Consider the following 14,292-nt stretch of genomic DNA (forward strand, 5'->3'; position numbering starts at 1 on the left):
TTAAAGTCAGGTCAGCCAAATAAGCTTAAATGATATTCAATTTTTTACCCGCCCGTTCAAAAGCGTCAAGAGCTTCCTGAAGTTCTTCCTGGGAATGTTCAGCAGTCACAATGGTACGGACTCTTCCTTTTCCTTTTTGGACTGTCGGGAAAACAATTCCTTGAGCAAATACGCCTTCATTGAATAGCTCATCGGAAAACTGATGTGTTTTTGAATCATCCCCAACCATAACAGGAGTTACCGGCGTTTCGCTGATCCCCGTATCAAAGCCGAGATTCTTCAAGCCATCCTTGAAGAACTTCGTGTTATCCCACAGTTTCTGAATAAGTTCAGGTTCCTCCAGAAGAACATCGATGGCTGCATCACATGCCGCTGTTACTGCCGGTGGATGGGAAGTACTGAAAAGGAATGGGCGCCCTTTATGGATCAGATATTCCTTTAAAGTCTGGCTGCTTGCTACATAACCGCCAAGCACACCGATTGCCTTACTTAATGTTCCGACCTGGATATGGACGCGGCCATCCAGTCCAAAATGATTGACCGTTCCACGGCCGTTTTTGCCAAGCACACCGCTTGCGTGTGCGTCATCGACCATTACAAGTGCATCATATTTTTCGGCGAGTTCAACAATTTCAGGAAGTGGAGCGATATTTCCGTCCATGGAAAAGACACCATCCGTGACGACAAGTTTCGTCCGGTAATCACCTGATTCCTTCAGCTTCTCTTCCAGTGATTTCATATCGACATGCTTATAAATTTTTCTTCCTGCTTTCGTAAGACGTATTCCATCAATAATGGAAGCATGGTTCAACTCATCGGAGATTACCACATCTTTATCAGTCAATATAGATGATAGAACACCCTGGTTTGTAGTAAAACCGGATTGGAATACCAGTGCCGCTTCTGTATGCTTAAATTTGGCAAGCTTCCGTTCGTATTCCTGGTGCATTTGCAATGTGCCCGCAATAGTCCTGACAGATCCTGTACCAACACCGTATTCTCTGTTGGCTTTTTCGGCAGCTTCCTTCATTTTTGGATGGGATGTAAGTCCGAGGTAGTTATTTGAGGATAACTGGATCACTTCCTTACCTTTAATGGTCACTCGGGATCCTTGAGCTGATTCTAGGGGAATCAATTCACGAAATGTCCCCTGGTCTTTCATTTCATCCAATTCTTTTTGTAAGTATTCAAATCCTTTCATACTTCCGCCTCCTTATTTACTAATTTTAAGTATTAGATCGACAGCCAAGGTTTCTGGCTGTCGATTCCTCCTACAGTTAGTTTCCCATAAACCTTTTATTTTTAACAAAAAACATTGGTAAGCCTTTAAATGGAAAGAAAGAGCAGACTTCCCAATCTTCCAATCGTTTATGGCTTCAATACTACTTTCCCACACTTTCCTTCGTTCATCAATTGGAATCCTTTTTCGAAATCCTCTAAAGGCAGATGGTGGGTAATCATCGGTGTTAAGTCTACCTGGTTTGAGTTTAACAGACGGGAAACCTGCTGCCAGGTTTCATACATTTTTCTTCCCGTGATCCCTTGCACTTCAATTCCTTTAAAAACAATATCATTTGTGATATCAACTTTTACCGGTTTAGTAGGCAGACTTAAGATGGACATTCTTCCGCCATTGGTAATCATTTTAAAGCCCTGATCAATTGCAGCAGGGTGGCCGCTCATTTCACAAACCACATCCACGCCATGACCGGATGTAAGGGATTTTGCTGTTTTAACTGGATCTTCTTCTCCGGAATTGACTAGAGTGGTCGCTCCCATCTGCTCTGCTAATCCAAGGCGGTAATTGTTCAAATCAAAGGCAAGAACCTGGGAGGCGCCTGCTGCTTTGGCTACTCCAACCGCCATTAGGCCGATAGGTCCGCATCCAATGATTGCAACAGACTTTCCAGCAACCTCTCCATTCAACACCGTATGGACGGCATTCCCCATCGGCTCCTGGACAGACGCAATATCACTCGGCATATTTTCAGGGTTTTTCCAAATGTTCTGTGCTGGCAATGCAACGTATTCTGCGAAGCATCCTTGTGTATCAACACCGATTATTTTTGTATTCTCACAAATATGGAATTTACCTGTAAGGCATTGTGGGCAATGACCACACACTAAATGTGTTTCAGCGCTTACATAGTCACCAGGAACAATCGTATTTACTTTATCTCCTACTTCGACTACTTCCCCGGAAAATTCATGTCCAAATACGTAGGGAGGATGTACTCGGCTTGCTGACCATTCATCCCAGTTATATATATGGACATCCGTACCACAAATTGAAGTCGCTTTCACTTTTATCAATACTTCATTTTCTTTTACATCCGGTATAGGTACTTCCTGCAATTCCGCTCCAACTCCACGTTGGTGTTTAACGATCGCTTTCATAGTTCCACTCACAACGAACACTCCTTTATTGACGAATCTAGTAGAAAACGTTTCTACCAACTATTCTAACATGCTATCAAATAATTTCAAAAGCGTCTGTGTTTATGAGATGGACAATTGACTACTGAACAAAAGCGGAGGCGTCTTACCAGTCACAGACAAGCTTAACTGAAGTCTCATCGGGAAGTTTTTTTTACATATAGGGTCTGTGTATGACCTCGAGGAGGGGGACTGGAGACAGCCGATATGAAAAAAAGCCTTGCCGGTAATGTCCTGGCAAGGCTTTTATTAAGATTAAAATTATAAATCTATGTTATCAATAATACTCTATCAATAAAAATCAGATGTGAGAGCTACGTTTTATTCCTGCTCTACATGAACTCAGCGATCAATTCATTAAACTTCTCTTCTTCAATCTTTAAATCGCTATCTTTCAATGGATTCTCGTCATAGCCATGAATTAGGTCCTGATAAGACTTCTGCGTTTTGTTTTGATAGATAAGTCCTTTTACCAGGCTATTATGCTCCATTAAAGTGGACATTGCTTTTGATCTGTTCGAATTATCGTAGCCTTCGATATCGTCGAGGCTGACCAGATTTTCTTTAAACCAGTCATACGTGTTGACTTTATTATAGGTCACACAAGGACTGAAAACATTGATTAAGGAAAATCCTTCATGCTCGATACCCTGTTCAATGAGGGAAGTCAATTCTTTCAGATCACTGGAAAAACTCTGTGCTACAAAAGTAGCCCCTGCAGACAAAGCCATCTCCATAACATTGACAGCCGACTCAATCGATCCTTCGGGAGTACTTTTCGTTTTGAAGCCCATTTCACTTCTCGGAGATGTCTGTCCTTTGGTAAGTCCATAAATCTGGTTATCCATAACAATATAAGTAATATCAAGGTTACGTCTGATTGCATGAATCGTATGACCCATGCCAATTGCAAATCCGTCGCCGTCGCCACCGGATGCGATAACCTTCAAGTTACGGTTGGCCATCTTTACTCCTTGGGCAATCGGTAAAACACGGCCATGAATACCGTGGAAGCCATATGAATTGATATACCCGGAAATACGGCCCGAACAGCCAATACCAGAAATAACTGCCAGATCCTCCGGTTCCAAGCCCACGTTTGCAGCTGCCCGCTGGATAGATGCCTGAACTGAAAAATCTCCACAACCAGGGCACCAATTCGGTTTTACTTTGTTACGGAAATCTTTAAACGTTGCCATTTATAACAACTCCTTGCTTCGTTCATGGATTTCGCCCGGAAGGAACGGGGTACCGTCGTATTTGAGAATACTCGTAATTTTATCATGGTTTCCTACGTTCATTTTAATAATATTTGCTAACTGGGCAGTGGCGTTATTCTCAACGACAATCACTTTTTTCGCTCGTTCTACTAATGGCTTTAACTCGTCGCCCGGGAAAGGGTGAATCAGCCTGACATGAGCATGGTTTACTTGAATCCCTTCTTCTTCCAAGCGAGCTTTCGCTTCTTCAATCGCCCCTCTTGTTGAAATGAACCCTACGAATAAAACATCGGGATGTTCATGTATTGCATCGGAGTAAACCGGTGTATCAAATACTTCTGGTAACTTCGCCAGTTTCCTTAAACGCTTATCCATTTGGGCTTTCCTATTGGAAGCAAGTTCACTAGGCTTTCCTGTTTCATCGTGTTCAACACCAGTTACATGGAAAATACCATTTTTAGTACCAGGTAAAATTCTAGGAGAAATTCCATCTTTGGTAACTTCATAGCGTTTGAAGTATTCACCTTTACCCAGTTCAGGGAGTTCCGGGTTTTCATCCAGTTTTCCTCTTCTTACCTGAATCTGTTCATAAGCAAGCGGCTCAACTGTCTGTTTTCCTAATGACAACTGTAAATCAGACAGCAGGATAACCGGTACTTGATATTCTTCAGCAATATTCAATGCTTCAATTGCGTCACTGAAGGCTTCCTGAACGGTACTAGGTGCGATGACCACTTTCGGTATCTCCCCGTGGGTCCCGTAAATCATTGCCATCAAATCTGATTGTTCTTGTTTCGTAGGGAGCCCTGTACTTGGACCGCCTCTTTGTGTATCCACGATGACGAGCGGTGTCTCCGTAATTCCTGCCAGCCCAATCGACTCCATCATAAGGGATAAGCCTGGTCCCGCTGATGCTGTGATCGTCCGGACTCCTGCATAGTTGGCACCAATGGCCATTGTGGCAGCAGCTATTTCATCTTCTGTCTGTATGACCGTTCCTCCTAAATCAGGGAGCTTCTTAATCATATATTCCATGATCTCAGAAGCTGGTGTAATCGGGTATGCTGCCATAAAACGGCATCCCCCTGCTAAAAAGCCCATAGCAATAGCATCATTCCCAATCATGAACATCCGTTTTTTTCCGTCAGCTTTTGCCAGTTCCATTTGCATCAGGCTGCCATTTGACTGGTTTTTCACATAGGCTGCCCCTTTTTCGATGGCTTGCATATTTTTATCCACAACCTGCTGGCCTTTTCGTGAAAAAATTTCTTCCACTACTTCCCGGAAAGCCTCCGGATCTAAATTCATGATGGCACTTGACGCTCCGACAGCAACCATGTTTTTCATCAAAGATGTACCCAGTTCAGTGGCTATTTCAGTAAAAGGCACTGCATAAAGGGTGACATCCTTATCTTCCGGCACCGTGGGATTGAATTTTGCATCTGCCAGCACAATTCCGTTACTATGTAATTCATGGACATTAATGTCAATGGTCTCCTGGTCAAAGGCGACCAGTATATCAAGATCATCTGAAATGGATCTGACTTGTGATGTGGAAACACGTATTTTATTGTTTGTATGCCCCCCTTTTATGCGTGAAGAAAAGTGACGGTATCCATACAAATAGTATCCGAGCCGGTTCAGTGTGATAGCGAAAATCTCACCTGTACTTTCAATACCTTCACCCTGTTGTCCGCCAACTTTCCATGAAAGTTGTTCAGCCATATACTACACCCCTTTTAATGGTTCCAAGTGTCATATGCCGCATCATAGACTGAAAATTCCGTTATTTGAAAATGCTCCCTGGTGCTAAATTCTATGAATCTACATTTTTCATCAATTAAGCAAATAGAAATTATGTACATTCAGGCTGCAAAGACAGAAAGCTATGAGCGAGATATATGTCCTAATCATATCCTTTCAATCATCAATTTTCAAGCAGACATTCCTAATGGTAAGACAGTTATAGTCATATTATTGAGGAAATTTATCTATAAAATTTCCATAGCTTAATCTTTTTACAAGATTGTCTGTTTGTCTATGGCAAAGTATTTTAATAATATTATCAAACTCAGTAACATCATATAGACCCTCAACGATATCCTCGATTCCATCAAAGTCTGAACCGAAACCAATATGAGCGGCTCCTCCCATTCTGATCATGTATTCAATATGAGGAATTAATTCAGTTAATGCAGCCCGATGTGTGAGATTAATAAATTCCGGGACGAAAGTAACGCCAATCCAGCCCCTTCTGTCAATCAGTGCAGCGATTTGCTCATCATGAAGATTTCTCCTGTGGGGAGCAATCTGGTAAACATTCGAATGGGATGCCATGGGATATCTACTAATAGAAATCGCATCCCAAAACCCTTTATAGGAAATATGAGACAAATCAGTCCATATCTTTTCCTGATTCAGATATTCTACTACTTCTTCACCAAATGAGCTTAGCCCTGCTCCTCTTTTCTCACCGATACCGTCACAAACAGCATTGGCCTGGTTCCATGTAAGGCCGACTATCCTCACGCCCAATCTGATTAATGTTTTCAGTTTGGTTATATCTGATCCGATCGCATGACAGCCTTCCAATGTCAAAATTGCCCCTTTTTCATGGGGTCTTAATTTTTTAATATCCTGTCTTTTCTTTATTACTTTTATTTCAGGGTACGGTTCGATTATTTGCCTGTAAAATATATCTATCATTTCAAGTGCGGCAGAATACTGTGATTCTTCCGGAACGTTATCAGGTACAAATACGGCAAAACATTGCACCTTAACAGGACTTTTTTTCCACTTTTCATAATTAACCTTCAATTCAGGGCTGTCATGGAAGTTGAGTTTTTTCCGCCATAGTTTGACTAATGCATCACAATGGGCGTCAATAATCACCTGCTACCCACACCTTCCCTTACTGAATAGGCATATTTTAAGCCGTGCTTAAATCAGCACGGCTGTGGTCTTGTCCGTAATGAAAATTTGGAAGAGCCTGTTTGCTTCAGCGGGGTTCGACAATCAATTTGATGGCAGTTCGCTCTTCATTATCAATCATGATATCGGTAAAAGCTGGAATACATATAAGATCTACGCCGCTTGGCGCTACAAATCCTCTGGCGATGGCAACTGCTTTCACAGCCTGGTTTAAAGCACCGGCACCAATCGCCTGTATCTCCGCTGAGCCGCGTTCTCTCAGAACGTTTGCTAGAGCTCCTGCTACTGAATTCGGACTGGATTTAGCTGAGACTTTTAATATTTCCATTACTAGCTCCTCCTTCATAAACTATAGTTATCCTATAACTACTATATTCTTGGAGATGAAGATTATTCCTTTTCATTATGAAGGAATTTTTTGAAAAGTTCAAATTATCAGCCGAAGAAGGGGTGGTCGTCATTAATAAGTATTCTTTGTAGTTTTACTGCCTTCCCTGACGCTTCATCTACATCTGCCAACAATGCGCTTAATTGTTTCCTTCCCTTTTTTGGAACTTCGAAACGTACAGGAAGATTAGTCAAAAAGCGTTTCATAACAGCCTCACGTTCCATACCAAGAATACCGTCATATGGTCCAGTCATACCGACATCAGTAATATAACCGGTACCACCAGGGAGGATACGATTATCTGCAGTCTGTACATGGGTGTGTGTCCCAACAGTGATGCTGACACGGCCGTCCACATACCAGCCCATCGCCTGCTTTTCACTGGTCGCTTCCGCATGAAAATCCAAAAAGATGATGTTCGTCCGTTTTTTCGCTGTTTCAATCATTTTATCAACTGTCCGGAAAGGGTCGTCATTCGGAGTAAGGAAAGTACGTCCTTGGAGATTAATGACTGCTATTTCCCCTTTATTAGTTTTAATGAATGTTATTCCTTTACCAGGTGTGTCTTCTGGATAATTTGCCGGTCGCACCATATATTCTGCATCATCTATAAAATCGAATATCTCTTTTTTATCCCATGCGTGGTTTCCTAATGTCACAGCATTTGCGCCCCACTCCAGAAAACTTCGGTAAATTTTTTCCGTAATACCTTTCCCGGACGCTGCATTTTCTCCATTAATAATGGTTGCTGTCGGCTGGTATTTAGCTTTCAGTTTTGGCAGGTATTCCTGAACCATTTCCCTGCCAGGGGAACCAACGACATCACCAATAAATAAAATTTTCATATTCCATATCCTTTCTTGTTCTGCACTTTTTCTCATTCAGTTTTACATAGTAAATAATCGATGTCAAAATAACCTAAGCTCTCTGCAGAAAAAAATAAAGTGGCCTTTTTGGCCACTTTATTTTGCGTATTCAACAGAACGTGTTTCACGAATTACAGTAACCTTGATATGACCTGGATAATCCAATTCATCCTCGATTCGTTTGCGAATGCTTCGTGCTACCTGAGTAGCCGTCACATCATCAATTTCATCAGGTTTAACCATAATACGAACTTCACGTCCGGCCTGGATAGCGAAAGATTTCTCTACCCCATCGTGGGATTCACAGATCTCTTCCAGTTTCTCCAGACGTTTAATATAGTTTTCAAGTGTTTCACTTCGTGCTCCCGGACGTGCAGCAGAAAGAGCATCAGCTGCGGCTACTAACACAGAAATGATAGAAGTCGGTTCCTCGTCCCCATGGTGGGAAGCGATCGAGTTGATGACTACTTCATTTTCCTTGTACTTAGTTGCCAGCTCCTTACCGATTTCCACGTGACTTCCTTCCACTTCATGGTCGATTGCTTTTCCGATATCATGAAGCAGACCGGCACGGCGGGCTAGTGTTTCATCTTCTCCCAATTCAGCTGCAAGCAAGCCTGAGAGATACGCAACTTCCATGGAATGCTTCAGTACATTTTGACCATAACTGGTACGGTACTTCAACCTGCCAAGTATCTTCACCAGATCAGGGTGCAAGCCGTGGACACCTACTTCAAAAGTAGTCTGTTCCCCGACCTCGCGGATATATTCATCAACCTCGCGGCGGGATTTGTCAACCATTTCCTCGATTCGCGCAGGGTGAATTCGTCCATCCTGTACCAGTTTTTCAAGAGCTATCCGCGCAGTTTCTCGTCGAATCGGATCAAATCCAGAAAGGATAACCGCCTCTGGAGTATCATCGATAATCAAATCGATTCCCGTCAATGTTTCCAGTGTACGGATGTTTCTTCCTTCCCGACCAATGATTCGTCCTTTCATCTCGTCGTTAGGCAGATTTACAACAGATACAGTAGTTTCTGCAACGTGATCGGCTGCGCAGCGCTGCATGGCAAGTGAAAGAATGCTTTTCGCCTTCTTATCAGCTTCTTCCTTGGCGCGGTTTTCTGCTTCCTTGATCATTAATGCGGACTCATGGGAAACTTCCTGCTCCACGCGTTCCAAAATGATCTGTTTCGCCTGGTCTGATGTCAAGCCGGAAATGCGTTCAAGCTCGGTTTGTTGCTCTTGCAGCATAGCTTTCACTTTGCTTTCCATTTCTTCAATTTGTTGTTGTCTTTCGGCAAGAGTCTCCTCTTTTTTCTCGAGCGAGAGCTCACGCTTGTCCTGCGTTTCACTCTTACGATCAAGACTTTCTTCTTTGTGCATCAAGCGGTTTTCTGTTTTTTGAAGCTCCATGCGGCGTTCACGAACTTCATTTTCTGCTTCTTGACGAAGCTTGTGATTTTCATCTTTAGCCTCAAGCAGAGCCTCTTTTTTAGCGGCATCTGCATTACGACGCCCTTCCTCAACAATCTGTTTCGCCAATTCTTCAGCACTAGAAATTTTCGCTTCCGCAATGGATTTCCGAATTAGATAACCAACAACAATACCGACGATCAGGGCAAGCAAAATGAAGATGAGCAGGGATACTATACTATCCATGATTTCACCTCCTCTTGCTATGAAATTGTACAATTTGTCGGCATGTACAAACGTTCATTTTCAGTCAAAAATTGTTAGATTTGTGTATAAAAAAATGAAAATGATACACGTTAATTTTAAGCTTGTGTAATGGTAATGTCAAGGAATCGTCAAATATATATTCCTAACTCTGGAATTATATTCCTTGAAGGTATGAAAACCTTTAAATCAAGGGAATAAATCCAAACAGAAAAAAATCGGTTTAATCTAATGAAGCTGATAGCTTGTTATATATTCTCGTGAATCGCTTACCGCGGGAACGGCCTCAAGCTTCATTGTTAAAATTTTTTATCTCTTCATAACTACTAATCAAGTTTTCTCGGCTTTTCCTTCCTGGTTTATAATAGAAAGTCACTCTTTTTCTTGTGCAATGGAATTACTACATAAAAGTAAATGATTCGCTGTAACGTCAATTATCCATGAAATTAAGCCTGTACAAAGGAAAGGCAACTATAATGATGGATTTCAGGGCATAGAATTCTTTGAAATTAAAGGCAAAACGGCCTGCAGGAGATAAAAGCTCCATACAGACCGTTATTAAAATTATACTGTGTGGTCTAAAAAAACCTCGGGAAGTTTTAATTCCGAGGTTTTTGAAGGATAGACCGAACTTCTTACACGTCGAGCGATTCCTGACTTTCTTCGCTGGACTCTTTTTCTTCTGTGGCGCCTTCATACATATCGTAATGCTTTCTGATCTGATCGTTAATTTCCTGGTAAACATCCCGGTTCTCTTTCAGGAACTGTTTGGCATTTTCACGTCCCTGGCCAAGCCGTTCATCATTATAGGAATACCAGGAACCGCTTTTTTGAACAATGTCAAGAGAGGCACCAATATCAATCAATTCACCCTCAGCAGAAATGCCTTCGCCGTACATAATATCAACTTCCGCCTGTTTAAATGGTGGGGCAACCTTATTTTTAACGACCTTAATCCGCGTACGGTTTCCGACCATATCATTTCCCTGCTTCAACGTTTCAGCACGTCGTACCTCGAGTCGCACGGAAGAATAGAATTTTAGTGCGCGTCCGCCTGGAGTAGTTTCCGGATTACCAAACATGACGCCGACTTTTTCACGAATTTGGTTAATGAATATAGCTGTGGTTTTTGACTTGTTGATCGCACCGGAAAGCTTACGCAAGGCCTGGGACATCAAACGTGCTTGAAGACCCACGTGTGCGTCACCCATTTCCCCTTCAATCTCTGCTTTTGGAACAAGGGCAGCAACAGAGTCGATAACGACCATATCCACAGCGCCACTACGAACTAAAGCTTCAGCGATCTCAAGCGCCTGTTCCCCTGTATCTGGCTGGGAAAGCAAGAGTTCATCGACATCGACACCCAATTTACGGGCATAAACCGGATCGAGAGCATGTTCAGCATCGATGAAAGCAGCCTGTCCGCCTTTTCTTTGTGCTTCTGCAATTGCATGTAATGCAACAGTTGTCTTACCGGAAGATTCCGGACCGTATATTTCTACAATCCGTCCACGGGGATAACCGCCGACCCCTAGTGCTACATCCAAGGAAAGCGATCCACTTGGCACAGTATTTATCTTTTGTTCAGCTTGTTCCCCCAATTTCATGACAGAACCTTTACCGAATTGTTTTTCAATTTGTCTAAGCGCCATATCTAACGCCTGTTTACGATCACTCATATTATTCCCCTTTCAACTTTTCTAATCTAATCATAACTTGTTTTAGACGATTTGCCAACTAAAAAGCGAATAAATGTTCCCGTTTTTTTCATAAACCTTATACCTTGAATTGGCTTTTTTATCCTGTAAAAAAGCTATTTTTGCTTGGAAACATTACACACTTATGCTTTTTTCAAGTTATGGAAAAGTAATTCAAAGCCTTTCTTAACCGCCCTTGTCCTCACGGTTTCTCTTCCTCCCGCAAACTGGAATTTTTTTGTAATCGGCTCTTGTTCCCCCATCTGCAGACTAATATAAACAGTACCAGGATCTTTGCCTTCACTGGTTTCTGGTCCGGCAACACCAGTGAAACTAATGGCAATATCTGAGTTTACTAGACTCTGGGCGTTCAAAGCCATAGCACTGGCACACTCTTCACTAACTGTTCCATATTTTTTGATAAGAAAACTTGGAACTTTTAACATTTCCTTTTTCATATCGGCAGAATAGGCAATAACCCCGCCGTGACAGATTTTTGAAGCTCCAGGTATAGAAACGATTTGTTCGATGAACCTTCCCCCTGTCAGACTTTCGGCTGCTGTAACTGTTTTATTGTTAGAGGTTAATAGCTCAACTACTTTCTCCTGAATTGTAATTTCATCAGAGCCATAGTAAAATTCACCGACCCTGCTCAAAATTCTGTTTTTTACTGTTTTAATCTTTTTTTCTGCTGTCCTTCTTGAATCAGCTTTTGCCGTAATACGCAGTCCCACTTCCCCTTCACTGGCAAGCGGGGCTAAAGTAGGGTTCGTTTGTTTTTGAATAATATCATAGAGTTCGTGTTCCAATTGGGACTCTCCGATACCGATGAAACGGAGCATTTCTGAAACAATTTCTGTTTCAAGACCAAACTGTTCACTGAAATGAGGCAGCACATGATTTTCCATCAGATGTTTCATTTCTCCAGGGACCCCCGGAAGGAAAACCCATACCACACCTTCATGATGAACAATCATACCAGGAGCCATCCCCTCATGGTTCTGTAACACAATCGAATCGCGAAAGACCAGTGACTGCCGGCGATTATTCGGGGACATGGTTCTGTTATTACGATCATAAAAACTCTCTATCCGTTCCATACTGGCTTTATCTTCCACCAATTCACGGCCAAACAACAGTTTAGCTGCATCTCTTGTCATATCATCTTCTGTAGGTCCAAGACCGCCAGTCACTATGATCACATCAGACCTGTGCTGGGACTCACGGAACTGAGCAGCACAGCGATCAAGGTTATCACCCACAACGCTATGGTAATAGACATTTATTCCTTGAGCAGCAAGCCTGGAAGAAATCCATTGTGCATTCGTGTTGGCGATTTGCCCAAGCAGCAACTCTGTTCCCACTCCGATGATCTCAGCCTTCACTGTTCGTTTCATTTAGAATCCCTCATCACATGCCAGTTTTTCGCAAAGTAGTCAAACCCGGAAACAACCGTAATGATCATGGCAGCATACAAAGTAATTATTCCAAGTGGAAAACCTACGAATGCAAAAGGCCAATTATGAAGCAGCAGCAAAGATATTGCAACGATTTGCAGAGTGGTTTTCAATTTACCCATCTGACTTGCTGCAAGTACCATCCCTTCTCCGGCAGCAACGAGACGCAGGCCAGTGACAGCAAATTCACGACTGATAATAATAATAACAATCCAGGCCGGAGCAAGCCCCTGTTCAACCAATAAAATCAATGCTGCTGATACTAGAAGTTTATCAGCCAGAGGATCTAAAAATTTCCCCAGATTGGTTACAAGATTATGTTTCCTTGCATAATAACCATCAATCCAGTCAGTTGTGGAAGCTATGATGAATAAAAGTGCTCCTGCCAAATGGGCATACGGTAAATCCCGCTCCCCCATTTCAATGGTGCCCCAGTTAAATGGGGCACTCATCAAAACAATAAAAATCGGTATAAGTAAAATGCGTGAAATGGTAATTCTGTTTGGTATGTTCAACTTTTCTCACTCCTATTTATTACTATGACAATAAAGGATTATTGCAATATATGCCTTAAAAAGAAAGAAAGCTGTTCCAAAATGGCATGATGTGTGACAGGAGGGATGTCCTCCTGTCTATACAAACTTTCGGAACAGCTTTTATTCAGTTACATTGAATAATAATTTCTGCGACATATTATCTTGTGGCGGCAGAGGATATTCAACTGCCTTTCCATTAATTTTAATTTTAGTAGCCGGGGTATAGCCGACTTTTAAATAAAACTGCTTTTTCCCGGAAAGGTCAACCTCTATCGGGGAATCTGATTTTCCGTAATTAGCACTTGGAATTATCGGTTCTCCATCAGCAGATTGTTTTACTTCGAGGTAAGATTCGCCTGCTAATTCAATTGACAGGTTGATTTTATCTGCATTAGAAACCTCGAGGGTGTGCTGTGGGAAGCTGCCACTTCCTGTCTCTGTTACCTTAATGGACATTTCTGGTTTCTCCTCTTCAGGAGATGTCTCTTTGTTATCCGATTTTTCATTTTTGTTTTGTTCTTCCTTATTATTCTTATCATCTGAGGCCTGTTCTTGTCCAGAATCAGAGGTTCCGCCTTGATTTTCCTCACCAACGGAATCGTCAATAATGAATTCATCTCCGCTGTCACCGTCATTTGGCTGATTGTTTTTTTCCGCCCCTGAATTAAGTTCCCTTAAGAAAAACCATAAAGCAAATAATATTACAATTACAAGGAAGATTGTGATGATCGTTGGAAACAGCTTCGAAAAACCGCCTCCACCTCCTGAAGATGATTGTTCTTTCGCACGCTGCATTCGACTATAAGTAATTGTACTATCTTCTGAGGAAGAAGGAAGTTCACTCTTATGTTCTTCCATGATAATATCAGGATCCAGCCCTACCGCAGCTGCATATTCCCGTATAAAAGCCCTGGCATAGAAAGTGCCTGGAAGTACACTGTGATCTCCATTTTCGATTGCCTGAAGATAGCGTTTTTGTATTTTCGTTACCTGTTGGACGTCTTCTAATGATAATTCTTTGGCGTCTCGCGCCTGTTTCAGGCGGTTACCAAGATCAAGCTCCATCTATAACACCATCCAA

The 14,292-nt window shown here is 42.1% G+C and carries 12 protein-coding genes; all 12 read right to left on the minus strand.

The annotated features are described in order from the left end of the window. Positions 1–25 precede the first annotated feature (25 nt). The 12 genes from JOC33_RS07775 to JOC33_RS07830 all read right to left on the minus strand — a co-directional run bounded on the left by JOC33_RS07775 (position 26) and on the right by JOC33_RS07830 (position 14,276). Complete coding sequence (locus JOC33_RS07775) at positions 26–1,201, minus strand: glycine C-acetyltransferase (RefSeq protein WP_205091926.1); 1,176 nt, start codon at positions 1,199–1,201, stop codon at positions 26–28. A 167-nt stretch (positions 1,202–1,368) separates the two neighbouring features. Next, positions 1,369–2,409, minus strand: a complete 1,041-nt coding sequence (tdh, locus tag JOC33_RS07780; protein WP_205091927.1) for an L-threonine 3-dehydrogenase — start codon at positions 2,407–2,409, stop codon at positions 1,369–1,371. A 359-nt stretch (positions 2,410–2,768) separates the two neighbouring features. After that, positions 2,769–3,635 (minus strand): 2-oxoacid:ferredoxin oxidoreductase subunit beta, encoded by an 867-nt coding sequence (locus JOC33_RS07785; protein WP_205091928.1) that lies wholly within the window; start codon positions 3,633–3,635, stop codon positions 2,769–2,771. Next, complete coding sequence (locus JOC33_RS07790; RefSeq protein WP_205091929.1) at positions 3,636–5,381, minus strand: 2-oxoacid:acceptor oxidoreductase subunit alpha; 1,746 nt, start codon at positions 5,379–5,381, stop codon at positions 3,636–3,638. It abuts the gene before it with no gap. Positions 5,382–5,630: 249 nt separating this feature from the next. Further along, positions 5,631–6,548, minus strand: a complete 918-nt coding sequence (locus JOC33_RS07795; RefSeq protein WP_205091930.1) for a membrane dipeptidase — start codon at positions 6,546–6,548, stop codon at positions 5,631–5,633. Between the two features lie 106 nt (positions 6,549–6,654). Further along, positions 6,655–6,915: a stage V sporulation protein SpoVS gene (gene spoVS / locus JOC33_RS07800; protein ID WP_028782854.1), complete on the minus strand. Its 261-nt coding sequence runs from the start codon at positions 6,913–6,915 to the stop codon at positions 6,655–6,657. 107 nt (positions 6,916–7,022) lie between these two features. Beyond that, complete coding sequence (locus JOC33_RS07805; RefSeq protein WP_205091931.1) at positions 7,023–7,820, minus strand: TIGR00282 family metallophosphoesterase; 798 nt, start codon at positions 7,818–7,820, stop codon at positions 7,023–7,025. Between the two features lie 117 nt (positions 7,821–7,937). Further along, positions 7,938–9,503: a ribonuclease Y gene (gene rny / locus JOC33_RS07810; protein ID WP_205091932.1), complete on the minus strand. Its 1,566-nt coding sequence runs from the start codon at positions 9,501–9,503 to the stop codon at positions 7,938–7,940. A gap of 653 nt (positions 9,504–10,156) precedes the next feature. After that, complete coding sequence (gene recA / locus JOC33_RS07815) at positions 10,157–11,200, minus strand: recombinase RecA (protein WP_205091933.1); 1,044 nt, start codon at positions 11,198–11,200, stop codon at positions 10,157–10,159. A 161-nt stretch (positions 11,201–11,361) separates the two neighbouring features. Then, a complete protein-coding gene (locus JOC33_RS07820; protein ID WP_205091934.1) occupies positions 11,362–12,615 on the minus strand; it encodes a competence/damage-inducible protein A in 1,254 nt (417 codons plus the stop codon). After that, on the minus strand, positions 12,612–13,190 hold the full coding sequence (gene pgsA, locus JOC33_RS07825; protein WP_205091935.1) for a CDP-diacylglycerol--glycerol-3-phosphate 3-phosphatidyltransferase: 579 nt from the start codon (positions 13,188–13,190) through the stop codon (positions 12,612–12,614). The genes JOC33_RS07820 and pgsA overlap by 4 nt, the downstream gene beginning before the upstream one ends. 141 nt (positions 13,191–13,331) lie before the next feature. Next, the gene (locus JOC33_RS07830; protein WP_205091936.1) at positions 13,332–14,276 is read right to left on the minus strand and encodes a helix-turn-helix domain-containing protein; all 945 of its coding nucleotides are present in this window, start codon (positions 14,274–14,276) and stop codon (positions 13,332–13,334) included. Positions 14,277–14,292 lie beyond the last annotated feature (16 nt).

Source organism: Thalassobacillus pellis (assembly GCF_016908295.1).
In the GTDB taxonomy this organism is placed as follows: domain Bacteria; phylum Bacillota; class Bacilli; order Bacillales; family Halobacillaceae; genus Thalassobacillus; species Thalassobacillus pellis.

Excerpts from the sequence above, each read along its gene's own strand:
- rny (WP_205091932.1), bottom strand. The coding sequence starts at position 9,503 with ATGGATAGTATAGTATCCCTGCTCATCTTCATTTTGCTTGCCCTGATC.
- JOC33_RS07785 (WP_205091928.1), bottom strand. The coding sequence starts at position 3,635 with ATGGCAACGTTTAAAGATTTCCGTAACAAAGTAAAACCGAATTGGTGC.
- JOC33_RS07790 (WP_205091929.1), bottom strand. The coding sequence starts at position 5,381 with ATGGCTGAACAACTTTCATGGAAAGTTGGCGGACAACAGGGTGAAGGT.
- JOC33_RS07830 (WP_205091936.1), bottom strand. The coding sequence starts at position 14,276 with ATGGAGCTTGATCTTGGTAACCGCCTGAAACAGGCGCGAGACGCCAAA.
- spoVS (WP_028782854.1), bottom strand. The coding sequence starts at position 6,915 with ATGGAAATATTAAAAGTCTCAGCTAAATCCAGTCCGAATTCAGTAGCA.
- JOC33_RS07820 (WP_205091934.1), bottom strand. The coding sequence starts at position 12,615 with ATGAAACGAACAGTGAAGGCTGAGATCATCGGAGTGGGAACAGAGTTG.
- recA (WP_205091933.1), bottom strand. The coding sequence starts at position 11,200 with ATGAGTGATCGTAAACAGGCGTTAGATATGGCGCTTAGACAAATTGAA.
- JOC33_RS07775 (WP_205091926.1), bottom strand. The coding sequence starts at position 1,201 with ATGAAAGGATTTGAATACTTACAAAAAGAATTGGATGAAATGAAAGAC.
- JOC33_RS07805 (WP_205091931.1), bottom strand. The coding sequence starts at position 7,820 with ATGAAAATTTTATTTATTGGTGATGTCGTTGGTTCCCCTGGCAGGGAA.